A 25,634-nucleotide genomic window follows, 5' to 3' on the forward strand; every position below is an offset into this window, starting at 1 on the left:
GCCTTCACCCCGCCTCGGAGCGCCGGCGCAGCGCGCGGTCGCCCAGCAGCAGCAGCAGCGTGAAGAGGATCAGCAGCACCGCCACGGCGGCCATGGCCGGATCCAGGTTCTCGTTGATGCCGTCCCAGATGCGCCGTGGCAGGGTGAAGACCTCGCGGCTCGCGATGAAGAGCACCATCACCAGCTCGTCCCAGGAGTGGATGAAGGCGAAGATCGCGCCCGAGACGATGCCCGGCATGATGCGCGGCAGGATCACCCAGCGCAGCGTCTGCGAGAGCGAGGCGCCCATGCCACGTGCGGCCTGCTCCAGCCGGGGGTCGAAGCCGGCCAGCGCCGTCGAGACGGTGATGACCACATAGGGAATCCCCGTGACGCCGTGCGCCAGCACCACGCCCAGAAAGCGGTCCAGCAGGCCGAGCGGCCCGAAATACCGGTAGAGCCCGATGGCATAGACGATCGAGGGGATGATCAGCGGCAGCAGCATCACCACGCGGATCAGGTCGGTTGAGCGGCGGGAGATGCGCCAGCAGCCGATGGCGCAGAGCGTGCCCGCCGTCACCGCCAGCGCCGTCGCGGCCAATGCGATGGTGAAGGACTGCCAGATGGAGCCCAGCCATTCCTCCGAGGTCAGCACCGTCGCGAAATGCCGGAAGCTGATCCCCTCCTGCGGAAGCGACAGGAATCGCTGGTCGGTCAGCGCCACCGGGATCACGATCAGGATCGGCAGCACCAGATACATCGCCGTCGCCCAGGCCAGGCTTCGGCCGGCCGGGCCGGCTGTATAGGTTCCGTGCATCAGCCGCCCGCCCCGAACATGCGCCGCAGATCCACCACGCGCGAGAAGACGCCGAGCGTCACGAGGATCGCGACGATCAGCATCGTGGCCATCATGGTGCCGAGCCCCCAGCGGATGAGGTCGAGGATCTGCAGGCTGATCCACTCCGCGACCATCAGCGTCTTGCCGCCGCCCAGGATGGCCGGCGTGATGTAGAAGCCCAGCGAGAAGATGAAGACCAGCACGCCGGACGCGATGACCCCCGGCATGGAGAGCGGCAGGAATACTTGTCGGAAGACTTGTCCCCGCGTTGCACCAAGGCCGCGCGCGGCGGCCAGCAGGCGCGGGTCGATCTCGCGCATCGCGGAGAGCATGGGCAGCACGGCGAAGGGCACCATGTAGTGCACCATGCCGACGAGGATGCCGAACTCGTTCCACACGAGCGGCAGCGGCTCGGAGATCAGGCCCCAGCCCATCAGCGTGTCGTTCACCAGCCCCTGGCGCCGCAGCAGCGTCACCCAGGCGAAGGCGCGGACGAGGACGGAGATCCAGAGCGGCACGAGCACGGCCAGCATCCACCAGCCCCGCGCGCGCGGGCTTGCCAGGGTGATGGCATAGGCGACGGCATAGCCCAGCAGCAGCGCCATCGCCGTGGTGATGAGGCAGATGCGCAGCGTCGTCATGATCACGCGCTGGATGCTCTCCGACGTGAAGAGGCGCTCGTAATTGCCGAGGCCCGGATCGGGCTCGGTGAAGCTGATCGCCAGCACCTGCGCGATGGGGGCGATGTAGAAAACCAGAAGCAGCAGCACCGCAGGCAGGATCAGCCACCACCAGCCGGCACTGGTGCGCGTCATGGCATATCCTCCTCGACGGGAACGGCGGCATCGGCCGCCCAGCCGAGGCGGATGCGCAAACCCTCGGCGGGGGCAATGGCGGATTTCCAGGCCGGCAGAATCGCGCGGATCTCGCCGAGATGCTCCGTCGCCACGACCAGGGAGAAGCCGGCGCCCAGGTAGGACCAGGTGCGGATGGTGCCCTCCACCACGTTCTCCGCCCCCTCGCCCTCGCTCAGGACCGCGATCTTCTCCGGCCGCAGCGACAGCAGCGCGCGCGCATCCCTTGCCGGGATCGGGACAGGCCCGGCGAAACGCACATGCACGCCCAGAGGCCCGGCCTCCAGCAGCATGCCCTGCGCGTCGGGGCCGCGCGCGATGCCGCCAATGAAGTTGGACTTGCCCAGGAAATCCGCCACGAAGCGCGTGCGCGGCCGCTCGTAGAGCGTGTTCGGATCGCCCACCTGCACCAGCTTGCCATGGTTCAGGATCGCGATCCGGTCGGAGAGAGAGAGCGCCTCCTCCTGGTCATGCGTCACGTTGATGAAGGTGCGGCCGATGCGCCGATGCAGCGCCTTCAGCTCCTCCTGGAGCTCCGCCCGCAGCTTCTTGTCGAGCGCGGAAAGCGGCTCGTCCAGCAGCAGCAGCATGGGGTCGAAGACCAGCGCGCGGGCCAGCGCCACGCGCTGCTGCTGCCCACCGGAAAGCTGGCGCGGCAACCGGTCCGCGAACTTGCCGAGCTGGACGAGGTCGAGCGCCGCGCGCACCTTGGCGTCGCGGTCGGCGCGCGACTGCCCGCGGACGCGCAGCGGAAAGCCGACATTGTCGGCCACGCTCATGTGCGGGAACAGCGCATAGCCTTGGAAGACCATGCCGAACTCGCGCTTCTCCGGCGGCAGGGGCGTGATGTCGCGCCCATCCAGCAGCAGAACGCCGGAGGTCGGCTCCACGAAGCCCGCCACCGCCATGAGGATGGTCGTCTTGCCGGAGCCACTGGGGCCGAGCAGCGTCAGGAACTGCCCTTGCGCGACGTCCAGCGAGACCTCGTCGACCGCGGTGAAACTGCCGTAGCGCTTGGTCAGCCCCTGGATGGCCAGGGCGTGCCCGGCCTTGCTCAATGGCGATAATCCGGCTGCTCGCGGTCCAGCTTCCGCCGCAGCGCCTGCCAGGGCAGCCAGCCCTTGGTCGGCCCGACAGAGAATTGGGCGCGCGTACGCGCGACGGTTTTGTCGGAGGGCATCTCCAGTTCGGCGCCAGAGGATTGCGCGGCGAGCTGGATGCGGCACGCCTGCTCCAGATAGTACATCCAGTAGAAGGCCTCGGCGACCGTCTGCCCCACCGTCAGCAGGCCGTGATGGCGCAGCACCATGCAGGGCTTCTCGCCGAGGTCGAGCACGAGCCGCTCGCGCTCCGAGAGGTTGTCGTCCGCCGCCACGCCCTCATAGCCATGGATGGCGACATTGCCGACAATCTCCATGCTCATCTGGTTGAGCGGCAGGATGCTGCCCTTCTGCGCCGCCACCGCCATGCCCGCCAGCGTGTGTGTGTGCATGACGCACATCGCGTCGTGCCGCGCGCGGTGCACGGCCGAGTGGATGACGAAGCCCGCCGGGTTCACCGGCCAGCTGGTCGCCTGCTTCGGCTCGCCATCCGCATCCACGACGACGAGGCTGGAGGCGGTGATCTCCTCGAAGAGCAGCCCGTAGGGGTTCACCAGGAAGCGATGCCCCTCCCCCGGCAAGCGGGCCGAGAGGTGGGTGAAGACCAGGTCCGTCATGCCGAAATGCGCGATGAGGCGATAGGCGGCGGCCAGATCCTCGCGGATCTCCTGCTCGGTCTGCTGGCGGGCCGGATCGGGCTTCACCGGCGGCGGGGGAAGGATGACGTTCATCAGTAGCCTCGCGAATGATCGTAGAGATGGGCCGGCGCCTCGCCGCGCCGGAGCGCGTGGATGGCGGCGGCGATGTAGCGGGCGCGTTCCGGACGGTTCGGGATGCTTGCGAGATGCGGCGTCACGATGACGCCGGGATGGGTCCAGACCGGATCCTCCGGCGGCACCGGCTCGGGCGCGAAGACGTCGATGACCGCGCCGGAGAGCTGGCCGGAATCCAGCGCCGCCAGGATGTCGGGCACCACCTGCTGCGCGCCCCGCCCGGCCTGCACCAGGCCGGCGCCCTTCGGCAGCTTCGACAGCAGCGGCGCCGCGATCAGCCCATCCGTCTCGGGGGTGGAGGGCAGCAGGCAGACCAGCACATCCGTCTGCGCCAGGAAGGCGTCGAACTCCGCCGCGCCGGCAAAGCTCTGGACGCCCGGAATGGACTTGCGCGAGCGCGACCAGCCGTGGACCTGAATACCGAGGCCGCGCAGCATCTCGGCCGTGCGCTGGCCCATATGGCCCATGCCCATGATGCCGACGCGCCGGTCCGCCGCCGAGAGATAGGGCTCGTAATATTCCCAGCGGCGCTCAGCCTGGAGAAGCGCGGCGCGGCGCGTCTCCTTGGCGAGCGCCAGCACCGCCCAGCATACGTATTCGCCCATGCGCTGCCCCGCCTCGGGCGGAACGCAGCGCACGACGGGGATACCGGGCTTGAGGCCGGGATTGGCGACGAGATGCTCGACCCCAGCGCCCGAGCAGAACACCGCCTGCAGCGAGGTCAGCGAGGCCAGCCGCGTGGGATCGGGGTCCCAGACCAGGGCATAGTCCACCGCCTCGGGCCGAAGGGCCGGGTCGTCCCAACCGATGACCTCGAGATCGGGAACGAGCTCGGCGAAGCAGCTCCGCCATTCCGGCACCGCCTTGGCGCCGCCGGATTGCACGACGAGGACCATCCCCTCAGCCCGTCACCATGTCGATGAAGTCGGCATTGACGCGCTGGTAGTTGGCGCCCCACCACACGCCATCCATCGGCACCTGCTGGCTCGCATTCCCGGGCTCGGTCGGGTTGAAGCGCTTGAATTCCTCCGGGACCAGGGCGGCGGCGCGCGGATTGGTCGGGCCGTTGCCCAGCAGCTTCAGCAGGTCGACCTGCCTTTCCGCGCCGGCGAGCATGGAGGCCAGCAGGCGCTGCACCATCTCGCCGCCGGGATTGCCGCGCGGGCTGACCATGATGCCAGGCTGCAGGATTCCCTGGTTCCAGATGAACTTGAAGCGGCCGTTGCTCTCCTTCTCCAGCACGCTCGCGCGGGTGTGCCAGATCTGGCCCATCACCGCCTCGCCTGTGCGGATGAACTGCTCCGACTCCGCGCCGCCATTCCAGAAGACCAGGTTGCGCCGGATCTCGCGCACCTTCGCCAGGGCGGCACGCACGTCGAGCGGATAGAGGCTCGCCGGCGCCTTGCCGAGGGCCATCAGCGCGGCCTCCAGCACGCAGGAGGCGTCGCGGCGCAGCAGGCGCGTGCCGGGGAATTTCTGCAGGTCCCAGAAATCCGCCCAGCTGGTCGGGCCGCCATTGGGGAACTTGCTGCTGTCGTAGACCAGCACGCTGCTGAAGGAGTAGGGCGCCGCGCCGTATTCCATCGCGAAGGTCGGACCGATCACGTCCTCGCGCTTGATGATGTTGTAGTCCATGCGGTTCAGCATGTTCAGCCCGCCCAGCAGCACCGCCGCAGTGGCGGAACTGTCGCAGAGGTCCCAGGTGACGCGGCCGCTCTCCACCATGGAGCGGATGCGGCCGGTGGCAGGGCCGGAACCGTCCTGCACCACGCGCCAGCCCGGATTGGCGGCCATGAAGGGCTCGCCGTAATTGGCGTTGAAGCCCTGGTTGGCGAGGCCGCCCCAGTTCACCATCACCATCTGGCGCGGCGCCTGGGCGCCCGCCTCGCCCGCCATCATGGGCGCGGCGCCGAGGGCAGCCAGCCCGGCCAGCAGCGCGCGCCGGTCGATTTCGCCACGGCGGAACTTTTCGTGCGCCAGTTCGACGCAATCCTGCTGGAAGCTCTGCATATCGTCTCTCCTCGACGAGCCCGGAGGATGCGCCCGCGGTCCTTGCCGCGCGGCATCATGCGTCCAGGCCGCGACCTTTGTGGTCGCCGCAGGGCTGGCGTGAGATCTTCCCGTCGCCGACATGACCATAGCGCCGCGCATCCTGCAATCCGGGCCACCACGATCCCCCCCAGATTGCGCGCGGCCCTCCCCTCCCGCATAGTTTCGGAAAGCGCCAGTCGAAAACAGCACGGTCGTCCCCGCATCCCTCCTGGAGGCTGCATGGCACGTCCCTGTCCGCCCGCATGTTGCCGGGTCGCCGCGCGGTGACCCAGCGCCGGATGCATCTGGTCGCCTATCTCAAGACGGGCCCGACCGCGAACCACCCCGGCGCCTGGCGCCATCCCGAAGCCACGCTCGGCGACATTTTCGCGCCCGAGCGATACGAGCACATCGCCCGCGTGCTCGAGACCGCCTGCTTCGATGCCTGCTTCTATGCCGACACCTTCGGCCTCCCGGACATCCATGGCGGGAACTTCGACGCGTATCTCCGCTATGGGGGGCAGATCACCTATCTCGACCCGCTGATGATCCTGCCGGTCATGGCGCGGGTCACGAAGCATCTCGGCCTCGGCGCGACGCTCTCGACCACGCTGATGCCGCCCTACCACCTGGCGCGCACGCTGGCCTCGCTCGACATGCTGACCGGCGGGCGTGCGGCCTGGAACGTCGTGACCTCGGCGACGAACCTCGAGGCGCGCAACTTCGGGATGGAGCAGATCCCCTCCAAGGACCAGCGCTACGACCGGGCCGACGAGGTGCTGGAGGCCTGCAACGACCTCTGGGACTGCTGGCAGCCCGACGCCTTCGTGATGGACCGCGAGTCGGGTGTCTTCATCGACCCGGCGAAGGTCCGTTACCCGGTGCATGAGGGGAAGTGGTTCAGGAACTACGGCCCCCTCACCATCCCGCGCACGCCTCAGGGCCGGCCCGTCTTCCTGCAGGCCGGCGCGTCGGATCGCGGGCGCGAGTTCGCGGCGCGCTGGGCCGAGATGATCTTCTGCACGCCGCACAGCAAGGCCGACACCATCGCCTTCTACGACGACGTGAAGTCACGGATGGACCGCTACGGCCGCCGCCCCGAGGACTGCAAGGTCCTGCCGAGCTTCGCCGTCGTGGTGGGCGAGACGGAAGAGATCGCGCAGGAGAAGTACGCCTATCTCCAGTCGCTCATCGATCCCGAGGCGCAGCGGATGCTGAACTCCTCGCTGATGGGCGCGGATCTCTCGAAGCACCGCAACGTGGAATCCTTCGCCGCCGCCAAGGGCAATCAGGGCATCAGCGGCTCGATCGACCGCGTGATGCAGCTCATGGATCAGGAGAAGATCGCCTTCCAGGACGCCGTGGCCAAGCCGCGCGACCTGCTGGTGGGCACGGCGCGGAGCATCGCCGACCACCTGGAGGACTTCTTCACCTCCCGCGCCTGCGACGGCTTCATCGTCTGGCCGACCATCTTCCCGAGCATGCTGGAGGATTTCAGCACCTATGTGGTGCCGGAGCTCCAGCGCCGCGGCCTGTTCCGCCGCGAATACGCCGGAGCCACGCTCCGGGAAAACCTCGCCAATCCTTGACCGCCCGAAAGGCCTGCATCGAATGACACGTCCGTTCCACCTGGGTTGGTTTCTCCAGGGTTCTTCCGTTCAGGCCTGGGGCGAGCCCTGGACCGGTGCCATCGGCCGCGACTGGATGGTGCCGGAACTCTTCACCGATATGGCCCGCGCACTGGAGCGTGCCTGCTTCGACTACGTGCTGATTGAGGACAGCTCCTATGTCGGCGAAAGCTATGGCGGCTCGCGCGAGGTCTACCTGACCCATGGCCTGGCGGTGCCGCGCCAGGACCCGGCCGTGACGGCGACGCTGATGGCCGCCGCGACCAAGCGCATCGGCATCGTCCCCACCTTCGCGACCTTCACCCACCCGCCCTACCTGCTGGCGCGCATGATCGCGTCGATGGACCAGGCCTCCTCCGGCCGCATCGGCTGGAACATGGTGACGGGCAGCAGCGACTACGCGGCGAAGAACTACGGCTTCATGGACGGCCTGCCGGAACACGACCTGCGCTACGACATGGCCGACGAGTACATGCAGGTGGTGAACGGCCTGTGGGACAGCTGGGAGCCCGGCGCACTGGTCGCGAACACCGAGACCGGCGTGCTGGTGGATCACACCAAGGTCCATACCGTGGACTTCCAGGGCAAGTGGTACAGCTGCCGCGGCCCGCTCAACTCCGGCCCCTGCCCGCAGGGGAGGCCCGTGATCGCCCAGGCCGGCGGCAGCCCGCGCGGCCGGCAATTCGCCTCGCAATACGCAGACACCATCGTGGCCAGCATCAAGGGCACGGCGGCGATGAAGGCCTATCGCGACGACGTGCGCGCACGGGCCGCCGCGATGGGCCGCAATCCGGACGAGATCAAGGTGCTGTTCCTGGTGACGCCCATCCTCGGCGACTCGCAGGAGGAGGCGGAGCTGCGCCAGAAGCAGAAGGCCGCGCGCGCCGAGGCTCAGCTGCCCATCCTGCTCGCCTTCTTCGGCAAGATCACCAACATCGACTTCGCGAATTACGACCTCGACGCGCCGGTGGACACGCTGGACCTCAAGACAAACGGCCACCAGGCGACGCTGGACGATTTCAAGAAGTCGGTCGGCAGCAAGTCGCTGCGGCAGGCGATGCTGAGCTATCGCGGCACCTCGGGCTCCGTCCCGCTGGTGGGCACGCCGGACAGCGTGGCGGCGCGCATGGGCGAGGTGATGGAGGAAGTCGGCGGCGATGGCTTCCTCATCTCCACCAACGATGTCAGCCGCCGCGCGGTGGCCGAGGTCGCGGACGGGCTGGTCCCGGCCCTGCAGGCGCGCGGCCTCGCCCGCAAGGCCTATGGCTACGAGCAGTTCCGCGACAACCTGCGCGAGTTCTGACCGCGGCGCGCCGCAGCATGCACGTCAATTGGTGGCGGTGACCCGCACCCCACCGCGCCTCTCCAGCACGTCGACCACGACCTGTGCCCCCGAACGGCGGAGGGTCACATCTGCGGAACGGCCCTCCATGGCGAGGTTCCGCAGGGTCACCTCATGCAGGAAGTCGGGCAGGACGGGCTCGTCGAAGATGATGCGCGACTGCACCGGGTCGAATCCCAGCCCCAGGCACACCGGCAGCAGGAACAGCGGCGCCGCCGCTGCCCAGGCCTGCGGCGCGCAAGCCACGGGATAGAAGGTCGGCCCCTGGTTCCGTTGACGCCCGAAGCCGCAGAACAGCTCGGGCAGCCGCCGCAGATCGATATAGGTGGATGCGGCGAAAAGACCCTGGAAGATCTGCGCAGCCTCCTTCTTGAAGCCGTATCGGGCGAGCCCCGCGGCGATCAGCGCATTGTCGTGCGGCCAGATGGAGCCGTTGTGATAGCTCATCGGATTATAGCGCGCCTCCGAGGCCGCGATGGTCCGAACGCCCCAGCCGCAGAAGGAGGAAGGGGACATCAGCGTCCGTGCCACCGAGCCCGCGCGTTCGCTTAACGCAATCCCAGTAAAAAGAACGTGTCCCGCGTTGGAGCTCTTCACCCGGCACGGCTTCTTCTCCCCGTCGAGCGCCAGCACGTAGGTGCCCAGCTCCTCGTCGAAGAACCGTTCGTCGAACACGGCGCGCAGGGTCTCGGCCCGCTTCCTGTAGTCCTCGGCCAAGGGCGCCAGATCCAGCATGCGGGCGATCTCGGCCGCTGCTTGCCAGGCGCCGAACGCGTATGCCTGCACCTCCGCGAGAGCGATGGGCCCCTTAGCCAGCGCGCCATCCCGGTGAAAGATGGAATCGTGGCTGTCCTTCCAGCCCTGATTGATCAGCCCGTCCGCCGTCTGGCGCCCATACTCGAGAAAGCCGTCGCGGTCGCGATCGCCGTATTCGTCCATCCACTTCAAGGCCGCCTGGATGTTCGGCCAAAGACGCCGGACGGTGACAAGATCCGCGGTCCGACGAAGATAGGCGCCCGCCAGCATGACGAAGAGCGGAGTGGAATCCACACTGCCGTAGTACCGCCGGAAGGGTACCTCTCCCAGCTCGGCCATCTCGCCGTGCCGGACCTCGTGCAGGATCTTGCCCGGTTCCGCATCGGCCGCGGCGTCGACCTCGGTGGCCTGGTTGGCCGCCAGATGCGCCAGGACGCCCCGCGCGATGGAGGGGTCCATCCAGAGGGTTTCGAGAGCCGTGATCAGGGCATCGCGGCCGAAGACGGTGCTGAACCAGGGGATGCCCGCGTAAGGATACGGACCTTCGTCGGTATCCGTGATCAGCATGTAGAGATCGGCGACGGAACGCCTGGCCGCTTCGTTGAAGATCTCGTTCGACGTGGCGATGGAAGCCGCGCGCGACGCCGCGCTCCGCAGCGCGCGCCGCGAATCCCGAAGCGCCGTGAAGAAGGCCCTTCGCGGGGGATGATTCTTCAGCCCCTCGTTGCCGCAATTGACCTCAAGGAAAAGGGAATGCGTCGCACGTGGCGCCAGCTCCAGCTCGAACACGGCCAGGTCGCCGGAGAGGCGGGAGGGAGGCGGATCGAACGCCAGGGTCGTCGTGCGCCTGACCTCATCGAGCCCGGTATAGCTCAAGGTGACGGTACGGTCGCCGACCTCCGGCGCATGAAGCACGCCGCGGCGCGAGCGGACCGAGCCCCTGACCTCGAAGAGATCGGCGAAATCGGCGCGAAAGGCGAGCTCCACCGAGACCTTGCGGGGACGGTCGTCGAAATTCCGCAGCACCAGGCGCTCGAAACTGGTGGCGTTGTACAGGAAGCGCGAACGACGGAGATGCATCAGGTCGTGCCCGAGGATCATCTGGCCGTCGCCATCATAGAGATCGGGGTTCGTCAGATCGCAGGTGAGGATCGCATTGTCTTCGCGCAGGGTTGAGCTCAGCAGCATCGGCCGGGTGCCGTCCACCGTCAGGTAGAGCTGGGACAGATGCCGCGTATCGCGGTGAAAGACACCTTCCGGACTGCCCGGACCCGAATGGGCATCGCCGTTATGGTCGAAGAGAGCGAAGGTATCGCCGTGCTTCAACGTCCTGGGGCGTCGTTCCTGCAACGACGCCGCCGCTGGGATGAAGAACTGGGCAAGCGGCGTGGAGTTGGCGGGAACCGTCGTCTGGGCGACTTCCTCGGCGCTCTTGGAATCATCCATGGGTCGGCCTCCCGGTCAGGCCACCACCTGCAATCCGATATCATCGCCACGCTGGCGCCGCAGCCGGGCGGCGTCGCGCCGGGCGCCGGAAAGCTCATGATAAATCGCCACGTAGTCCTTTGCCATACGCTCGGCCGTGAACCGCTCCTCGAAGGCGGCCCGCACCTGTGAACGCTTCAAACTGTCGAGGCGACCAACGGCCTGGACCGCTTCGTCGACAGAATTCACGATGAAGCCGGAAATGCCCGGGGCAATGACTTCCGGAACCGAGCCGCAGTTGAAGGCAATGATGGGCGTGCCGCACGACATCGCCTCGATCATCACCAGCCCGAAGGGCTCGGGCCAGTCGATCGGGAAGAGCAACGCCTTGGCGTTGCCGAGAAACTCGGCCTTCTGGCCCTCATTGATCTCGCCGATGTAGCGGATGTTGTCGTGAGCCGCGACGACAGGCGCGATCTTCTCTTCCCAGTAGGCCTGGTCCACTCGGTCGACCTTGGCCGCGATCCGAAGTTCAGCACCCGTGCGAGCTGCGATTTCGATGGCGCGATCGGGCCGTTTCTCGGGCGAAATGCGCCCGAGAAACGCCAGGTAACCCTCCCCGGGATGGCTGCTGTAGGGCAGCAAATCGGCCGGCAAGCCATGATGGACGGTGCCCGCCCAGTTCACCGGCGGCATGGGCAGGCGCTGCGCGTCGGAGATTGACACCAGCGGCACCTCGGAGAACGTCCGGTAGAACGGCTGCAGGTCGGGAAGGTCCAGCCGGCCGTGGAGAGTCGTGACGGTGCGGTCGGCGAAGTCGCGGATCATCGGGTAGTGAAAGATGTCCGTGTGAAAGTGCAGGACGTCGAAGTCATCGAAGCGCCGCCTCACCTCTTCCAGCATCAGGACATGATGCGGCACGAAATCCTTGACGGCCGGGTTCAGGCGCAGCGCCACGTCCGAGCACGGGATGAGGGTTGCAGCGGTCACGGAATCCCCGCTGGCGAAGAGCGACACATCATGGCCCTGCCGGACCAGCTCTTCGGTGAGATACGAAACGATCCGCTCAGTTCCGCCATAGAGCTTCGGAGGACAAGCTTCGGCAAGCGGTGCAATCTGAGCGATCTTCATCGGGGATCTCCGCGGGAGGGGGGCACATCCGGCCAAACGCGCCATCAGCCCAGTCGGCGGCATGCACTCTCACCACCCCGACATTTTGCGTGGCCGCTGGCACCGGGCCCAACCGGGACGACGCGACCGTCGTTTAGACGGAGAGAGCGCAGCCCGTGCTCCAACAATCTCAGGAGGTATTCCCCATGCGGCCCACCATTTCGGCGATCGCTCTGGTCGCTGCCCTGATGGCTTCGCCCCTGGCGCTGGCGCAGACCCAGACCACCACTCCCTCGCAGCCCACGGCGGGCGCCCCCGCCGCCGGCGCCAACAGCTTCACCGAGGGCCAGGCCCGCAGCCGCATCGAGGCGGCCGGCTTCACCAACGTCACGGATCTGCGGAAGGACGACAACGGCGTCTGGCGCGGCCGCGCGATGCGCAACGGAACGCCCACCGCGGTCGCCCTGGATTTCCAGGGCAACGTGACCGAGGGCACCGCCCCGGCCGTGAATCGCTGAGCGCGTTGAACCCTTCGAAAGGAACGAGAACAATGGCCACCAAGACCATCAGCCGCCTCTTCGACAATCACGACGACGCTCTGGCCGCCGTGCGCGACCTGGAAGCCGCGGGCTTCTCCGCCGCCGACATCGGCATCGCCGCCGCGAATGAGGACAACCGCTACACGTCCGTCGCCGACAAGGAGGAAGCCAAGTCGGGAGCCGGGGTCGGCGCCACGGTCGGCACCCTCGTGGGTGGCGGCGCGGGGCTCGCTGCCGCGCTGGGCGCCCTCGCCATCCCTGGCTTCGGCCCCATCGTGGCCGCGGGTGTCCTGGCGGCGACGCTGACCGGCGCCGGCGCCGGCGCCGCGGCCGGCGGCATCATCGGGAGCCTGACCGGGCTCGGCATCAGCGAGAGCGAGGCCCACGTCTATGCCGAGGGCATCCGCCGCGGCGGCAGCCTCGTGACGGTCAAGATCGATGATTCGCGCGAGCTGGAGGCGCGAACCATCCTGGATCGCTACAGCTATGTCGATCTGGCCGCGCGGGAGGCGGATTATCGTGCCTCGGGCTGGACCGGGTACGTGGAGACGCCGGACCGCCCGATCGGTCGCTGATCTTGGGAGAGAGCTGCCCGAGCGCGCGCGAGGCGCAGCTCTCTCCGCCTGCGGGCATAAGGCACTGAAACAAACGATAAATGAATGGCGGAGGGGATGGGATTCGAACCCACGATAGGGGTTATCCCCCTATAACGGTTTAGCAAACCGCCGCCTTCGGCCACTCGGCCACCCCTCCGCAGGAGTGGAAAGTCACACGGCGTATGCGGGGCGGTTGATACAGGCGGTCCGCCCCGCCGTCAAACCGGGCGTGCCGAGTCTTAGCTCAGCGCCACCTCAAAGCCCCTCGCCGTCGCCGGCCGCGCCATCATCCGGGCGTACCACGCGCCCACTTCCGGAAACTCGTCGAAGGAGACCTGGTGCCGCTCATGCCGCCAGGCCCACCCCAGGATGGCAAAGTCGGCGATGCTCGGCTCGGCCGCGGTCGCCACGAAGTCGCGGCCCTTCAGGCGGCGGTCCAGCACCCCGTAGAGCCTCTTCGTCTCCTTGTGGTAGCGGTTGAAGCCGTAGTCGCGCGCCGGCCCCTCGGGCTGCATCAGGAAATGATGTACCTGGCCGGGCATGGGGCCGAAGCCGCCCATCTGCCACATCACCCACTCCATCACCTCGACCCGGCCTCGCAGGTCCTTCGGCATGAACTTCCCGGTCTTCTCGGCGAGGTAGTAGAGGATCGCGCCGCTCTCGAAGACGGTGATCATCTTGCCGTCCGGCCCCTCCGGGTCGCGGATCGCCGGGATGCGGTTGTTGGGCGAGAATTCCAGGAAGCTCGGCTTGAACTGTTCGTCCTTGCCGATGTTCACGGTCGTAACCGTGTAGGGCAGCCCCATTTCCTCCAGCGCCACGCTGATCTTGCGGCCATTGGGCGTGTTCCAGGTGTGCAGCTCGATCGCCATGCATGTGCCTTTTCTTGGACGGAATGCCACACCACCTTATGGCCGGATCGCGCCCGGCGGAACCGGGCCTGACAGGAGCCACGATGTCCACGCCCGCCCGCCCTTCCGACGACATGGTCGCGCGCATGCGCTACGACGCCGCCAGCCGCTCGACGGTCGCGGCCTACGTCATCTGGTTCTTCCTGGGATATGGCGGGCTGCATCGCATGTATCTCGGCCGCTGGGTCTCGGGCTTCGTCATGCTCGCGATCTTCGGCCTGTCGCTGGCGCTGACCATCGTGCTGATCGGCTATGTCGGGCTCGGCTTCATCACGCTCTGGTGGCTGCTGGACGCGCTGCTCATCCCCGGCATGGCGGAGGACTACAACCACCGCCTGATCGACCGCATCGCCCGCTGAAATTGTCACCGATCCGCGGTGGCTGACGCCGCGCGGACCGCGCTTTCATCGCCTCTCCACCCCGTGAAGAGGCGATGCCATGTCGGACGTGAAGATCGAGATCGAAGGCGACAGCGACGCCGCCGTGGCGCTCGCGCTGCTGCGCATGATCGCCAGCGCGGAGGGCAAGAACGAGGATGGCGACCGGGGCTGGTTCCTGGAAACCTATGCCGCCTGCCTCGCCGTGGTTCGCGATGCCGACATCCTCGATATCGACGATGAGGATGACGAGGAGCTGAACGAAGAGGAAGACGAGGACGAGCCCGCCCAGGCCTGACGCTTTCGGTGGGGGGGAGGCCGCCTTGGCCGCCCCCTCTCCGTTTCAGCCGTCCAGCTTCTGCTTCAGCAGGTCGTTCACGATGGCGGGATTCCCCTTCCCGCCCATCGCCTTCATGGTCTGGCCGACAAAGAAGCCGAAGAGGCCCGTCTTGCCGCCCTTGTACTGCGCGATCTTGTCGGCATTGGCCGCCAGAACGCCGTCCACCGCGGCCTCGATGGCGCCCGTATCGGTCACCTGGCGCAGGCCGCGCTTCTCGACGATGGCCGCCGGGGCCTCGTCGGCCTCCAGCATCGCCTCGAAGACCTCCTTCGCGAGCTTGCCTGAGAGGGTGCCGTCCGCGATGAGGTCCAGCAGCGCGCCCAGGTTCTCGGCGCTGACCGGGCTGTCGGTCACGTCGCGCTTCAGGCGGTTGAGCGCGGCGAAGTAGTCGCCCGTCACCCAGTTCGCCGCGACCTTCGCGTCGCGCCCCTTGGCCACGATCTCGAAGAAGGAAGCGGTCTCCTTCTCGATGGTCAGCACATGGGCGTCATAGGGCGAGAGGCCCAGCGCCACATAGCGCGCGCGCCGCGCGTCCGGCAGCTCCGGCAGGCTGGCCTTGAGCTCGTCCACCCAAGCCTGCTCCAGCACCAGCGGGGGCAGGTCGGGATCGGGGAAGTAGCGGTAGTCGTGCGCATCCTCCTTCGACCGCATCGAGCGCGTGGTGCCGCGCGCGGTGTCGAAGAGCCGCGTCTCCTGGTCCACCGTGCCGCCGGATTCCCAGACCTCGATCTGGCGCCGCGCCTCGGCCTCGACCGCCTGCATGACGAAGCGCACCGAGTTCACGTTCTTGATCTCGCAGCGCGTGCGGAAATCCTCGCCGGGCTTGCGGACGGAAACGTTCACGTCGGCGCGCATGGAGCCCTCGTCCATGTTGCCGTCACAGGTGCCGAGGTAGCGCACGATCTGCCGCAGCTTGGCGAGATAGGCGCCGGCCTCCTCCGGGCTGCGCATGTCCGGCTCGCTCACGATCTCCATGAGCGCCACGCCGCTGCGGTTCAGGTCGATGAAGGACTTGCTCGCATGCTGGTCGTGCAGCGACTTGCCGGCATCCTGCTCCAGATGCAGGCGCGTGATGCCGATGTTCTTGGTCGTGCCATCGGCCAGCGTGATCTCGATCACGCCCTCGCCGACGATGGGATCCTTGTACTGGCTGATCTGATAGCCCTGCGGGAGATCCGCGTAGAAGTAGTTTTTCCGGTCGAAGCGGGACCAGAGGTTGATCTTCGCGTTCAGTCCAAGGCCGGTGCGCACGGCCTGCGCCACGCACTCACCGTTGATGACGGGCAGCATGCCGGGGAAACCCGCATCCACGAAGCTGACCTGGCTGTTCGGCTCCGCGCCGAAGGCCGTGGCCGCGCCCGAGAAAAGCTTGGACTGCGACAGCACCTGCGCGTGGACCTCGAGGCCCACGACGACTTCCCAGGGACCGGTGTCCCCATCGATGGTGTAGCTCATGCCATCACCTGCGGCTTGGCGGTGAAATTCGCGGCACGCTCCAGCGCGCCGCCGACGGCGAAGACCGTCTCCTCGTCGAAGGGCTTGCCGATGACCTGCAGCGCCAGCGGCAGCCCCTGCGCGTCCAGCCCGGCCGGCACCGCGAGGCCCGGGAGCCCCGCGAGGTTGGCCGTCACGGTGAAGACGTCGTTGAGGTACATCGTCACCGGGTCGTCCTGGCGCTCGTCCATCGGGAAGGCCGCGGAGGGCGTGGCGGGCGTCACGATGGCGTCCACCTTCGCCCAGGCCTGCTCGAAGTCGCGCGCGATCAGGGCCCGGACTTTCTGCGCCTTGAGGTAGTAGGCGTCGTAGTAGCCGGCGCTCAGCACATAGGTGCCGATCATGATGCGCCGCCGCACCTCGCCGCCGAAGCCCGCCGCGCGCGTGCGCTCGTAGAGGTCGCGCAGGTCGGAGTCGCGCTCAGCCGTGCGCGCGCCGAAGCGCACGCCGTCATAGCGCGCGAGGTTGGAGGAAGCCTCTGCCGGCGCCACCACATAGTAGGTCGGCAGCGCGTACTTCGTGTGGGGCAGGCTGATGGGCACGATCTCGGCGCCCGCATCCTTCAGCCAGGCGAGCCCCTGCTGCCACAGCGCCTCGATCTCGGGCGCCAGGCCCGGCATGGTGTATTCGGCCGGCACGCCGATGCGCAGGCCCTTCACGCCGCGCGCGCAGGCCGCCGCGAAGTCGGGCACCGGCAGGTTGGCACTGGTGCTGTCCTTCGGGTCGTAGCCTGCCATGCTCTTCAGCAGGATCGCGCAATCCTCGACATTCCGCGCCACGGGGCCCGCCTGATCGAGCGAGCTCGCGAAGGCCACGATGCCCCAGCGCGAGCAGCGCCCGTAGGTCGGCTTGATGCCGGCGATGCCGCAGAAGGCCGCCGGCTGGCGGATGGACCCGCCCGTATCGGTCGCGGTGGCGCCCATGGCCATCCGCGCCGCCACCGCCGCCGCCGAGCCGCCCGAGGAGCCGCCCGGGACCAGCCGCTTGGAAGGATCGTTGGCGCGCGACCAGGGATTCTCCACCGGCCCGAAGGCGCTGGTGGTGTTGGAGGAGCCCATGGCGAACTCGTCCAGGTTCAGCTTGCCCAGGAAGACGGCGCCGTCGCGCTTCAGGTTGCCGCTGACGGTGCTCTCATAGGGCGGCACGAACTCGCCGAGGATCCTGCTCGCCGCCGTGGTCCGGGTCCCGGACGTGCAGAAGAGGTCCTTGATGCCGAGGGGAATGCCCTCCAGCGCGCCCGCCTTGCCTTCCGCGCGCCGCGCGTCGGAGGCGCGGGCCTCGGCCAGCGCCTGCTCGGCGGTGACGGTGATATAGGCGTTGAGGCGCGGGTTCAGCGCCTCGATCGCCTTCACATAGGCCTCTGTCAGCTCGACGGAGCTGATCTCGCGCTTGTCGAGGGCGCGCAGGCCCTCCGCGATGGTGAAATCAGTCGGACGCATCACTCGACCACCTTCGGCACGCCGAAATATTCGCCCTCGCGATCGGGCGCGTTGCGGAGGACGGCATCGGCCTGGCCGCCGTCGGTCACGGCATCCTGGCGCCAGGGCAGCGCCACGGGCACCGGCGAGCCGCCGGCCATGGGCTCGACGCCTTCGGTGTCGACGGCCTGCAATTGCTCGATCCAGCCCAGGATTCCATTGAGCTCCGACTGGAGCTTCTCCACCTCGGTCTCATCCAGGCGCAGGCGGGCCAGATTGGCGACGCGACGCACCGTCGCGGCATCGAGCGACATTACGATCCACTTCCGTTCTTGAAGGGGGCGGACCATAAGCCCCCCCATGCCTCTCTTCAACATGGCGGAGCTGCGGGCCGCCCTCCCCCGCCACGCACGGCTGCTCGGGCTGGACCCCGGTTCGAAGATCATCGGCGTCGCGCTGAGCGACGTGACCCTGATGCTGGCGAGTCCCTATGGCAGCCTGAAACGGGGGAAACTGAAGGTAAACGCGGCCGAGGTGGCAGCGATCTGCGCCAAGGAAGGCGCGGGAGGGCTGGTGGTCGGCCTGCCCCTGTCCATGGACGGCTCGCGCGGCCCGGCGGCCCAGGCGGCCACCGACTGGGCGCTCGCACTGTCAGAGGCCGCTGGGCTGCCCTGCGCCATGTGGGATGAGCGCCTCTCCAGCGCCGCGGTCAACCGGGCCATGATCCAGGAGGCGGACCTGACCCGGAAAAAGCGTGCCGCGGCAGTGGATTCGGCGGCGGCGGCCTATACGCTGCAATCGGCGCTGGATGCGACGGCCCGGTGACACCCGGATTGGCGCGGCAGGGATGATCGCGCTATTCACCGCAACGGCAACGAAGGCACCGGCGCGATGGTCCCGCAGACATGAGCGGCTTCTCCTACCCCATCCTCCCCAGCGGCCATCTCCTGGCCATCGAGGGGCTGGAGCCGCCCCATATCTCGGCCCTGCTGGACCTCGCCGAGAGCTATGCCCTCCTGAATCGCCAAGGAAAGACCCAGCGGGACCTGCTGAAGGGCCGGACGCTCATCAACCTCTTCTTCGAGGACAGCACCCGCACCCGCACCAGCTTCGAGCTGGCGGGCAAGCGGCTGGGCGCGGACATCGTGAACATGTCCGTCTCCACCAGCAGCGTGAATAAGGGCGAGACGCTGCTCGACACCGCCGCCACGCTGAACGCCATGCACACGGACCTGCTGGTGATCCGCCACGCGCAGTCCGGCGCCCCGGCCCTGCTCGCCCAGAAGGTGGACGCGGCGGTCATCAACGCCGGCGATGGCACGCATGAGCACCCGACCCAGGCGCTGCTCGACGCGCTGACCATCCGCCGCCGCAAGGGCAGGCTGGAGGGGCTCGTCATCGCTATCTGCGGCGACGTCACCCATTCCCGCGTGGCCCGCAGCAACATCCATCTGCTCTCGGCCATGGGCGCGCGCCTTCGCGTCATCGGCCCGCCGACGCTGATCCCGGCGGAGTGTGCCCGCCTCGGCGTCGATGTCTTCCACGACATGCGCGAGGGGCTGGAAGGCGCCGATGTCGTCATGATGCTGCGCCTGCAGAAGGAGCGCATGAGCGGCGGCCTCGTCCCCTCCTCGCGCGAATACTTCCGCTTCTACGGGCTGGACGCTGCCAAGCTGGCCCGCGCCAAGCCGGACTCCATCGTCATGCATCCCGGTCCCATGAACCGTGGCGTCGAGATCGACAGCGCCATCGCCGACGACCCCGAGCGCAGCGTGATCGGCGAGCAGGTCGAGATGGGCGTTGCTGTCCGCATGGCCGTGCTGGACGTGCTCTCGCGCGACCTGCGGCGCAACGCCTGATGCCGCGGCTGGCGATCCAAGGTGAGGACCAGGCCGTACGCGCCCTCGTGCGCGCAGCCTATGCCCATTACGTCCCGCGCCTCGGCCGGGAGCCGTTTCCCATGACGGACGACTACGCGGCACGCATCGCCAGCTCCCAAGCCTGGGTCGAGGAACAGGACGGCGCGCTGGTCGCCGCGCTGGTGCTGGAAGACACGGATGACGGGCTGCTGATCGACAACATCGCCGTGGCCGAGCAGATGCGCGGCACGGGCATCGGCCGCCGCCTCATGCAATTCGCCGAGGACGAGGCGCGCCGGCGCGGCCATCGCCGCGTCTGGCTCTACACGAACGAGAAGATGACCGAGAACATCGCCCTCTACACGCGCCTCGGCTATGCCGAGACCCATCGTGGGGAAGGCCAGGGCTTCCGTCGCGTCTTCATGGAGAAGCCCCTGCCGTGAAGCCCATCCTCATCGAGAACGCCCGCCTGCTGGACCCCGCGACGGGGCTGGACGCCACGGGCTCGCTCCTCATCCAGAACGGCCGCATCGCCAGCCTCAAGGGCGCGCCCGCGGAGGGCGCCGAGGTGCTGAACGCCGAGGGCGCCTGCCTGTGCCCCGGCCTCGTGGACATGCGCGCCAGCATCGGCGAGCCGGGCGGCGAGCACCGCGAGACCATCGCCTCCGCTGCCCAGGCGGCCTCGGCCGGCGGCATCACCCATATCGCCGTCCTGCCCGACACGCATCCGGCGCTGGACGACGCGGCGCTCGTCGAGTTCGTCATCCGCCGCGGCGAGGCGACGGGCAGCATCGCGCTGCACCCCTATGGCGCCGCCACCAAGGGCTGCGCGGGCCAGGAGCTGTCGGAGTTCGGCCTGCTGCGCGAAGCGGGGGCTGCCGGCTTCAGCGACGGCAGCCGCGCCATCGGCAATGCCCGCACCATGCGCCTCGCGCTCTCCTACGCGCGGGCCTTCGGCGCCATGATCGTGCAGCACCCCGAGGAGCCGAGCCTCGCCGGCAGCGGCTCCGCGACGGAGGGCGAGCTCGCCACGCGGCTCGGCCTGCCCGGCATCCCCAAGGCTGCCGAGGCCATCCTGGTCGCGCGGGACATCGCCCTGGCCCGGCTGACGGGCGGGCATGTGCATTTCGGCCATGTCAGCACGGGCGCCGCGCTGGACCTCATCCGCGCCGCCAAGGCGGAGGGGCTGGCCGTCACCTGCGACACCGCGCCCCCCTATTTCGACCTCAACGAGACCGCGATCGGCGACTACCGGACCTATGCCAAGCTGACGCCGCCGCTCCGTCCGGACGAGGATCGTCTCGCCGTCGTCGCGGCCCTGGCCGACGGCACGATCGACGCGATCGCCTCCGACCACCAGCCGCGCGACGCGGACGACAAGCGCCTGCCCTTCCACCAGGCCGAGGCCGGCGGCGTGGGGCTGGCCACGCTCCTCGGCATCACGTTGGCCCGCGTGCATGGCGGGGATCTGTCCCTGCTCGACGCGCTGGGGCTGCTGACCCATCGCCCCGCCCAGCTGCTGCGGCTGGAGGCCGGGCGCCTCGCCGAGGGTGCGCCGGCGGATCTCTGCCTGTTCCAGCTGGACCGCGGCTGGCAGGTGAAGGCGGGCGCCCTTCCCGGAAAGGCGCAGAACTCGCCCTTCGACGGGCGGGCGCTGGAGGGCAAGGTCATGGCCACCTTCAAGGACGGGCGCCGGGTGTTCCGCGCGTGAGCCCGGACGGCCTCATCGCGACGCAGGTGGTGCTGGCGCTTCTGCTGGCATTCCTGCTGGGTTCCATCCCCTTCGGGCTGCTGCTGACGCGGGCCGCCGGGCTCGGCGACATCCGCTCGATCGGCTCGGGCAATATCGGCGCGACGAACGTGCTGCGGACGGGCCACAAGGGCATCGCGGCGGCGACGCTGCTGCTGGACTTCCTGAAGGGTACGGTCGCCGTCTGGCTCGTGGCCGCCATGGCCGGCTGGCCCTGGGCGCCGCTGGCCGCCATCGCCGCCGTGCTCGGCCACTGCCACCCGCCCTGGCTGGGCTTCAAGGGCGGCAAGGCCGTGGCGACGGCGCTCGGCGTCATGCTCGGGCTGCACGGGATGATCTTCGTGGTGGCGGGGCTGACCTGGCTGCTGGTCGCGGCCGTTACGCGCACCTCCTCGCTGAGCTCGCTGGCCTCGGTGGCGGTGGCGCCCGTCGTGGCGCTCGCCTTCGCGGGGAACCATGCCGCGCTGGCCCTGCTGGTCGTCGCGCTCTATGTCGCGTGGCGGCACAAGGGCAATATCCAGCGCCTGCTGGCCGGGACCGAGCCGCGCATCGGCCAGGGGAAGTAGCTCCTTCATGCGGATGGAGCAGGCCCTGGCTTTGCTGCGCCTGGCGCGCAGCGAAGGCATCGGGCCGGTCCATCATCGCCGCCTGATCCAGCGCCATGGCGGGCCAGAAGCCGCCCTGGAGGCCCTCGGTCCCCGCGCCTGGGCCCGCGATGCCGCCCTGCGGGAGATGGAAGCGCTGGAGCGCATGGGCGCCCGCCTCCTGTTCCACGGCCACTCCGGCTACCCGGCCCTGCTCGCGCTGATCGAGGACGCGCCCCTGGTCCTGGCGGCCCAGGGCAGCCTGGACGCGCTGGAGCCGCGCGGCGTCGCCCTGGTCGGCGCCCGCAACGCCAGCGCCACCGGCCGCCGCTTCGCCGAGGAACTGGCCGACGCGCTGGCCGTGCGCGGGATCTGCGTGATTTCCGGCCTCGCGCGCGGCATCGATACGGCGGCGCATGAGGGCGCGCTGCGCTCCGGCACCACCATCGCCGCCATCGCGGGCGGGCTCGACCAGCCCTACCCGCGCGAGAATGCCGGCCTGCAGAAGCGCATCGCGGCCGAGGGCGGGCTGGTGCTGAGCGAGGCCCCCCTGGGCACCGCCCCCCTCGCCCGCCATTTCCCCCGCCGCAACCGCATCGTGGCCGGGCTGTCCCATGGCGTCGTCGTGCTGGAGGCGGCGCTGCAATCCGGCACGCTCATTACCGCCCGGCTGGCCGCCGAGGCGGGGCGGGAGCTCTTCGCCGTCCCGGGCAGCCCGGTCGACCCCCGCTCACGCGGCGCGAACGACCTGATCCGCCGGGGCGCGCACCTCACCGAGACGGTCGAGGACATCCTCCAGAACCTGCCCGAGGACATCGTGGAAAGGCCGGCGCTGCGCCTGCCTCTCCTGGCGGATTTGCCGGCCGAACCGGTCCGGCAGACGCCGCCTCCCTCCGACCAGGGCGCCCAAGTGCTTGAAATGATGGGTTCCGTTCCGATACCGGTTGACGAGTTGGGTCGGCGCTGCCAGCTATCCCCGCCGAAGCTCTCGGAAATACTCCTCGAACTGGAACTGTCCGGGCGCATCGAGACCCTGCCCGGAAACCGGGTGGCCCTGGCCTGAGTTGACCGGCCAAACCGCCCGCGGGTGAGTGTTGCGTGCTTGGATTTCAATTCCTCTGGGCTGTCTTTCGCGGAACTGACCGGGCGGAGGATACCAGAGGGCCCATAAGGACCCTGCAGTGACGAATATCGTCGTCGTCGAGAGCCCCGCCAAGGCAAAGACCATCGAGAAGTACCTGGGCGGCGACTACAAGGTCCTCGCCTCGTTCGGCCATGTCCGCGACCTTCCGGCCAAGGACGGCTCCGTCCGCCCGGACGAGGACTTCGCCATGGACTGGGAGGCCGACGACCGCGGTCAGAAGCAGGTCAAGGCCATCGCCCAGGCGCTGCGCGGCGCTCGGCACCTCTATCTCGCCACCGACCCGGATCGCGAGGGTGAGGCCATCTCCTGGCACGTGAAGGACATGCTGGCGCGCTCCGGCGCGCTGAAGGGCGTGGACGTCCAGCGCATCACCTTCAACGAGATCACCAAGCGCGCGGTGCAATACGCCATCGATCACCCGCGCGAGCTCGACATGCCGCTGATCGAGGCCTACCTGGCCCGCCGCGCGCTCGACTACCTGGTGGGCTTCACCCTCTCTCCGGTCCTCTGGCGCAAGCTGCCGGGCAGCAAGAGCGCGGGCCGCGTGCAGTCGGTGGCCCTGCGGCTCATCTGCGAGCGCGAGGCCGAGATCGAGGCCTTCGTCGCCCGCGAGTACTGGACCGTCGCCGGCCGCTTCACCACACCCGCCGGCGCGCCGTTCACGGCGCGGCTGACGCACCACCTGGGCAAGAAGCTCGAGCAGTTCGACCTGCCGGACGAGGCCACGGCCATGGCGGCCAAGCGCGCCGTCGAGGGCGCGTCCTTCAGCGTCGGCTCGGTCGAGAAGAAGCGCGTCAAGCGGAACCCGCCGCCTCCCTTCCAGACCAGCACCCTGCAGCAGGAGGCCAGCCGCAAGCTCGGCTTCGGGGCGCAGGCCACGATGCGCACGGCCCAGAGCCTCTATGAAGGTGTCGCGATCGGCGGCGAAACCGTCGGCCTCATCACCTATATGCGAACCGACGGCGTGCAGATGGCGCGCGAGGCGGTCGCGGAGCTGCGGAACCACATCAAGTCCGAGTTCGGCGAGGACTACATCCCCGGCGCCCCGCGCGAATATTCCAGCCGCGCCAAGAACGCCCAGGAGGCGCACGAGGCGATCCGCCCCACCGACGTCTCCCGCACGCCGGAGAAGGTGGCCCGCTACCTCAGCGAGCAGCAGCGCAAGCTCTACGAGCTGATCTGGAAGCGCGCGGTCGCGAGCCAGATGCAGTCGGCCGAGCTGGACCAGACGAGCGTCGAGCTGGTGGAGCCGAGCGGCAAGACCAAGCTGCGCGCCACCGGCAGCGTCATCGCCTTCGACGGCTTCCTCAAGCTCTACCGCGAGGACCAGGACGACGTCGCCGACGATGCCGACGAGGACAGCCGCATCCTGCCGCCGATGCGCGAGAAGGATCCGGTGAAGCGCCAGTCGGTCGAGGCGCTGCAGCACTTCACCCAGCCGCCCCCGCGCTATTCCGAAGCCTCGCTGGTGAAGAAGATGGAGGAGCTCGGCATCGGGCGGCCCTCAACCTACGCCTCCATCCTGCAGGTGCTGCAGGACCGCGAATACGTGAAGCTCGACAAGCGCCGCTTCATCCCGGAAGACCGGGGACGGCTGGTCACGGCCTTCCTCATGTCCTTCTTCGAGCGCTATGTGGACACGGGCTTCACGGCCGGCCTCGAGGAGCAGCTCGATGACATCTCCGGCGGCCGCGCCGACTGGCGCGAGGTGATGCGGCAGTTCTGGCGGGACTTCCGGGACGCGGTGGACGCGACCAAGGACCTGAAGATCTCCGACGTCATCGACCGTCTCGACGAGGAGCTGGGGCCGCACTTCTTCCCCAAGGCGGATGACGGCTCCGACCCGCGCCTCTGCCCCAATTGCCACAAAGGCCGGCTGGGCCTGCGGCTGGGGCGGACGGGCGCCTTCATCGGCTGCTCGAACTATCCCGACTGCCGCTACACCCGCCCGCTTGCCGTCCCCGGCGCCGAGGGCGAGGGCGGCGGCGCGCTGGCCGATGGCGTGCGCATCCTGGGCACCGATCCGGTCTCGGGGCTGGAGGTCTCGCTGCGGCGCGGCCCCTATGGCATCTACGCCCAGCTCGGCGAGGCCGGGACGGACGAGAAGGGCAAGCCCACCAAGCCCAAGCGCGCCAGCCTGACGCGCAACATGGACCCCGAGGTCATGACGTTGGAGACGGCCCTGGTGCTGCTCTCCATGCCGCGCGTGGTCGGCCTGCATCCGGAGACGGGCGAGGAGATCACCTCCAACCTCGGCCGTTTCGGGCCCTATCTGAAGATGGGCGCGCTTTCCAAGTCGCTGGACCGCGACGACGACCCGCTGACCATCGGCCTCAACCGCGCCGTGGCGCTGATGGCGGGCGCGAAACCGCGCGGCATCACCCTCGGCGACCACCCGAAGGGCGGGCCGGTCGAGGTGCGCCGCGGGCGGTTCGGTCCCTTCCTCATGCACGGGACCCGCGTGGCTAACCTGCCGCGCGGTGTCGAGATGGAGGCGGTGACGCTGGACGAGGCGGTGACGCTGCTGGCCGAGAAGGGCAAGGAGCTGCCGCCCCGTGGCAAGGGCGGCAAGAAGGCCCCGGCGAAGAAGACCGGCACCGGCAAGGTCGTGACCTCCATGCCGGAGGCCGACAAGCCCGCCGCGAAGAAGGCTCCGGCCAAGAAGGCCCCCGCGAAGAAGGCCGCGCCGGCGAAGAAGGCGGCCGCTCCCGCCAAAAAGCCGGCGGCCAAGCCTGCCGCCAAGAAAGCTCCTGCGAAGCCCGCCACCCGCAAGGCGGCCGGCTGAG

General features: G+C 68.7%; 25 protein-coding genes and 1 tRNA gene. 13 read left to right on the forward strand and 13 right to left on the reverse strand.

Translation table 11 applies throughout. The features are described from left to right. Window positions 1-4: 4 nt before the first annotated feature. From WJM96_RS12820 to WJM96_RS12845, 6 genes are read right to left on the reverse strand one after another with little or no spacing between them, the layout of a single operon-like run. Complete coding sequence (locus WJM96_RS12820) at window positions 5-796, reverse strand: ABC transporter permease (RefSeq protein ID WP_424812882.1); 792 nt, start codon at window positions 794-796, stop codon at window positions 5-7. Then, window positions 796-1,632: an ABC transporter permease gene (locus WJM96_RS12825; RefSeq protein ID WP_424812883.1), complete on the reverse strand. Its 837-nt coding sequence runs from the start codon at window positions 1,630-1,632 to the stop codon at window positions 796-798. Before WJM96_RS12825 ends, WJM96_RS12820 begins: the two co-directional genes overlap by 1 nt. After that, window positions 1,629-2,729, reverse strand: a complete 1,101-nt coding sequence (locus WJM96_RS12830; protein WP_424812884.1) for an ABC transporter ATP-binding protein — start codon at window positions 2,727-2,729, stop codon at window positions 1,629-1,631. Before WJM96_RS12830 ends, WJM96_RS12825 begins: the two co-directional genes overlap by 4 nt. Next, complete coding sequence (locus WJM96_RS12835; RefSeq protein WP_424812885.1) at window positions 2,726-3,502, reverse strand: class II aldolase/adducin family protein; 777 nt, start codon at window positions 3,500-3,502, stop codon at window positions 2,726-2,728. Before WJM96_RS12835 ends, WJM96_RS12830 begins: the two co-directional genes overlap by 4 nt. Then, window positions 3,502-4,440, reverse strand: coding sequence for a 2-hydroxyacid dehydrogenase (locus WJM96_RS12840; protein ID WP_424812886.1), 939 nt, complete (start codon window positions 4,438-4,440; stop codon window positions 3,502-3,504). Before WJM96_RS12840 ends, WJM96_RS12835 begins: the two co-directional genes overlap by 1 nt. A 4-nt stretch (window positions 4,441-4,444) precedes the next feature. Next, a complete protein-coding gene (locus WJM96_RS12845; protein WP_424812887.1) occupies window positions 4,445-5,554 on the reverse strand; it encodes an extracellular solute-binding protein in 1,110 nt (369 codons plus the stop codon). 305 nt (window positions 5,555-5,859) lie between these two features. Here WJM96_RS12845 and WJM96_RS12850 point away from each other — a divergent pair, with 305 nt between their 5' ends. Further along, window positions 5,860-7,164, forward strand: a complete 1,305-nt coding sequence (locus WJM96_RS12850) for an LLM class flavin-dependent oxidoreductase (protein WP_424812888.1) — start codon at window positions 5,860-5,862, stop codon at window positions 7,162-7,164. 22 nt (window positions 7,165-7,186) lie between these two features. Further along, entirely contained in the window at window positions 7,187-8,506 is a 1,320-nt protein-coding gene (locus tag WJM96_RS12855) for an NtaA/DmoA family FMN-dependent monooxygenase (protein WP_424812889.1), read from the forward strand. A 24-nt stretch (window positions 8,507-8,530) separates the two neighbouring features. Here the strand turns inward: WJM96_RS12855 and WJM96_RS12860 are convergent, their stop codons facing one another. Next, window positions 8,531-10,747: a glycogen debranching N-terminal domain-containing protein gene (locus WJM96_RS12860; protein ID WP_424812890.1), complete on the reverse strand. Its 2,217-nt coding sequence runs from the start codon at window positions 10,745-10,747 to the stop codon at window positions 8,531-8,533. A gap of 15 nt (window positions 10,748-10,762) precedes the next feature. After that, window positions 10,763-11,857 (reverse strand): glycosyltransferase family 4 protein, encoded by a 1,095-nt coding sequence (locus WJM96_RS12865; RefSeq protein ID WP_424812891.1) that lies wholly within the window; start codon window positions 11,855-11,857, stop codon window positions 10,763-10,765. A gap of 185 nt (window positions 11,858-12,042) precedes the next feature. Here WJM96_RS12865 and WJM96_RS12870 point away from each other — a divergent pair, with 185 nt between their 5' ends. Together WJM96_RS12870 and WJM96_RS12875 are read left to right on the forward strand one after the other, a co-directional pair. Then, entirely contained in the window at window positions 12,043-12,354 is a 312-nt protein-coding gene (locus WJM96_RS12870) for a hypothetical protein (protein ID WP_424812892.1), read from the forward strand. 32 nt (window positions 12,355-12,386) lie between these two features. After that, window positions 12,387-12,950: a hypothetical protein gene (locus WJM96_RS12875; protein ID WP_424812893.1), complete on the forward strand. Its 564-nt coding sequence runs from the start codon at window positions 12,387-12,389 to the stop codon at window positions 12,948-12,950. 85 nt (window positions 12,951-13,035) lie between these two features. Here WJM96_RS12875 and WJM96_RS12880 read toward each other — a convergent pair. Next, a tRNA-Ser gene (locus tag WJM96_RS12880) sits at window positions 13,036-13,128 on the reverse strand. 82 nt (window positions 13,129-13,210) lie between these two features. Beyond that, a complete protein-coding gene (locus WJM96_RS12885; protein ID WP_424812894.1) occupies window positions 13,211-13,843 on the reverse strand; it encodes a glutathione S-transferase family protein in 633 nt (210 codons plus the stop codon). Window positions 13,844-13,926: 83 nt separating this feature from the next. Between WJM96_RS12885 and WJM96_RS12890 the strand changes: the two genes are divergently transcribed. After that, window positions 13,927-14,241: a TM2 domain-containing protein gene (locus WJM96_RS12890; protein ID WP_424812895.1), complete on the forward strand. Its 315-nt coding sequence runs from the start codon at window positions 13,927-13,929 to the stop codon at window positions 14,239-14,241. A 79-nt stretch (window positions 14,242-14,320) separates the two neighbouring features. Further along, complete coding sequence (locus WJM96_RS12895) at window positions 14,321-14,557, forward strand: hypothetical protein (protein WP_424812896.1); 237 nt, start codon at window positions 14,321-14,323, stop codon at window positions 14,555-14,557. Between the two features lie 45 nt (window positions 14,558-14,602). On the opposite strand, the gene gatB is transcribed toward WJM96_RS12895, so the two are convergent. From gatB to gatC, 3 genes are read right to left on the reverse strand one after another with little or no spacing between them, the layout of a single operon-like run. After that, window positions 14,603-16,054, reverse strand: a complete 1,452-nt coding sequence (gene gatB / locus WJM96_RS12900; RefSeq protein ID WP_424812897.1) for an Asp-tRNA(Asn)/Glu-tRNA(Gln) amidotransferase subunit GatB — start codon at window positions 16,052-16,054, stop codon at window positions 14,603-14,605. Next, window positions 16,051-17,532, reverse strand: a complete 1,482-nt coding sequence (gene gatA, locus WJM96_RS12905) for an Asp-tRNA(Asn)/Glu-tRNA(Gln) amidotransferase subunit GatA (RefSeq protein WP_424812898.1) — start codon at window positions 17,530-17,532, stop codon at window positions 16,051-16,053. Before gatA ends, gatB begins: the two co-directional genes overlap by 4 nt. Next, window positions 17,532-17,825 (reverse strand): Asp-tRNA(Asn)/Glu-tRNA(Gln) amidotransferase subunit GatC, encoded by a 294-nt coding sequence (gene gatC / locus WJM96_RS12910; RefSeq protein ID WP_424812899.1) that lies wholly within the window; start codon window positions 17,823-17,825, stop codon window positions 17,532-17,534. The genes gatA and gatC overlap by 1 nt, the downstream gene beginning before the upstream one ends. A 46-nt stretch (window positions 17,826-17,871) precedes the next feature. Here gatC and ruvX point away from each other — a divergent pair, with 46 nt between their 5' ends. The 7 genes from ruvX (at window position 17,872) to topA (ending at window position 25,633) form a co-directional block, all read left to right on the forward strand. Beyond that, window positions 17,872-18,336, forward strand: coding sequence for a Holliday junction resolvase RuvX (gene ruvX / locus WJM96_RS12915; protein WP_424812900.1), 465 nt, complete (start codon window positions 17,872-17,874; stop codon window positions 18,334-18,336). Window positions 18,337-18,416: 80 nt separating this feature from the next. Continuing rightward, entirely contained in the window at window positions 18,417-19,370 is a 954-nt protein-coding gene (locus tag WJM96_RS12920) for an aspartate carbamoyltransferase catalytic subunit (RefSeq protein WP_424812901.1), read from the forward strand. Then, a complete protein-coding gene (locus tag WJM96_RS12925) occupies window positions 19,370-19,813 on the forward strand; it encodes a GNAT family N-acetyltransferase (protein ID WP_424812902.1) in 444 nt (147 codons plus the stop codon). Before WJM96_RS12920 ends, WJM96_RS12925 begins: the two co-directional genes overlap by 1 nt. Beyond that, window positions 19,810-21,081, forward strand: coding sequence for a dihydroorotase (pyrC, locus tag WJM96_RS12930; protein WP_424812903.1), 1,272 nt, complete (start codon window positions 19,810-19,812; stop codon window positions 21,079-21,081). The genes WJM96_RS12925 and pyrC overlap by 4 nt, the downstream gene beginning before the upstream one ends. After that, complete coding sequence (gene plsY / locus WJM96_RS12935; RefSeq protein WP_424812904.1) at window positions 21,078-21,686, forward strand: glycerol-3-phosphate 1-O-acyltransferase PlsY; 609 nt, start codon at window positions 21,078-21,080, stop codon at window positions 21,684-21,686. Before pyrC ends, plsY begins: the two co-directional genes overlap by 4 nt. 7 nt (window positions 21,687-21,693) lie before the next feature. Beyond that, window positions 21,694-22,767 (forward strand): DNA-processing protein DprA, encoded by a 1,074-nt coding sequence (dprA, locus tag WJM96_RS12940; RefSeq protein ID WP_424812905.1) that lies wholly within the window; start codon window positions 21,694-21,696, stop codon window positions 22,765-22,767. Window positions 22,768-22,885: 118 nt separating this feature from the next. Continuing rightward, window positions 22,886-25,633 carry a type I DNA topoisomerase gene (topA, locus tag WJM96_RS12945; protein ID WP_424812906.1) on the forward strand — a complete coding sequence of 916 codons (2,748 nt, stop codon included), beginning with the start codon at window positions 22,886-22,888 and terminating at the stop codon, window positions 25,631-25,633. Window position 25,634 lies beyond the last annotated feature (1 nt).

The sequence above is a fragment of the Roseococcus sp. YIM B11640 genome, assembly GCF_049727625.1.
Lineage (GTDB): Bacteria > Pseudomonadota > Alphaproteobacteria > Acetobacterales > Acetobacteraceae > Roseococcus.

Excerpts from the sequence above, each read along its gene's own strand:
- WJM96_RS12820 (WP_424812882.1), bottom strand. The coding sequence starts at position 796 with ATGCACGGAACCTATACAGCCGGCCCGGCCGGCCGAAGCCTGGCCTGG.
- WJM96_RS12825 (WP_424812883.1), bottom strand. The coding sequence starts at position 1,632 with ATGACGCGCACCAGTGCCGGCTGGTGGTGGCTGATCCTGCCTGCGGTG.
- WJM96_RS12835 (WP_424812885.1), bottom strand. The coding sequence starts at position 3,502 with ATGAACGTCATCCTTCCCCCGCCGCCGGTGAAGCCCGATCCGGCCCGC.
- WJM96_RS12840 (WP_424812886.1), bottom strand. The coding sequence starts at position 4,440 with ATGGTCCTCGTCGTGCAATCCGGCGGCGCCAAGGCGGTGCCGGAATGG.
- WJM96_RS12845 (WP_424812887.1), bottom strand. The coding sequence starts at position 5,554 with ATGCAGAGCTTCCAGCAGGATTGCGTCGAACTGGCGCACGAAAAGTTC.
- WJM96_RS12855 (WP_424812889.1), top strand. The coding sequence starts at position 7,187 with ATGACACGTCCGTTCCACCTGGGTTGGTTTCTCCAGGGTTCTTCCGTT.
- WJM96_RS12860 (WP_424812890.1), bottom strand. The coding sequence starts at position 10,747 with ATGGATGATTCCAAGAGCGCCGAGGAAGTCGCCCAGACGACGGTTCCC.
- WJM96_RS12865 (WP_424812891.1), bottom strand. The coding sequence starts at position 11,857 with ATGAAGATCGCTCAGATTGCACCGCTTGCCGAAGCTTGTCCTCCGAAG.
- WJM96_RS12870 (WP_424812892.1), top strand. The coding sequence starts at position 12,043 with ATGCGGCCCACCATTTCGGCGATCGCTCTGGTCGCTGCCCTGATGGCT.
- WJM96_RS12875 (WP_424812893.1), top strand. The coding sequence starts at position 12,387 with ATGGCCACCAAGACCATCAGCCGCCTCTTCGACAATCACGACGACGCT.
- WJM96_RS12885 (WP_424812894.1), bottom strand. The coding sequence starts at position 13,843 with ATGGCGATCGAGCTGCACACCTGGAACACGCCCAATGGCCGCAAGATC.
- WJM96_RS12890 (WP_424812895.1), top strand. The coding sequence starts at position 13,927 with ATGTCCACGCCCGCCCGCCCTTCCGACGACATGGTCGCGCGCATGCGC.
- WJM96_RS12895 (WP_424812896.1), top strand. The coding sequence starts at position 14,321 with ATGTCGGACGTGAAGATCGAGATCGAAGGCGACAGCGACGCCGCCGTG.
- gatB (WP_424812897.1), bottom strand. The coding sequence starts at position 16,054 with ATGAGCTACACCATCGATGGGGACACCGGTCCCTGGGAAGTCGTCGTG.
- gatA (WP_424812898.1), bottom strand. The coding sequence starts at position 17,532 with ATGCGTCCGACTGATTTCACCATCGCGGAGGGCCTGCGCGCCCTCGAC.
- gatC (WP_424812899.1), bottom strand. The coding sequence starts at position 17,825 with ATGTCGCTCGATGCCGCGACGGTGCGTCGCGTCGCCAATCTGGCCCGC.
- ruvX (WP_424812900.1), top strand. The coding sequence starts at position 17,872 with ATGCCTCTCTTCAACATGGCGGAGCTGCGGGCCGCCCTCCCCCGCCAC.
- WJM96_RS12920 (WP_424812901.1), top strand. The coding sequence starts at position 18,417 with ATGAGCGGCTTCTCCTACCCCATCCTCCCCAGCGGCCATCTCCTGGCC.
- WJM96_RS12925 (WP_424812902.1), top strand. The coding sequence starts at position 19,370 with ATGCCGCGGCTGGCGATCCAAGGTGAGGACCAGGCCGTACGCGCCCTC.
- dprA (WP_424812905.1), top strand. The coding sequence starts at position 21,694 with ATGCGGATGGAGCAGGCCCTGGCTTTGCTGCGCCTGGCGCGCAGCGAA.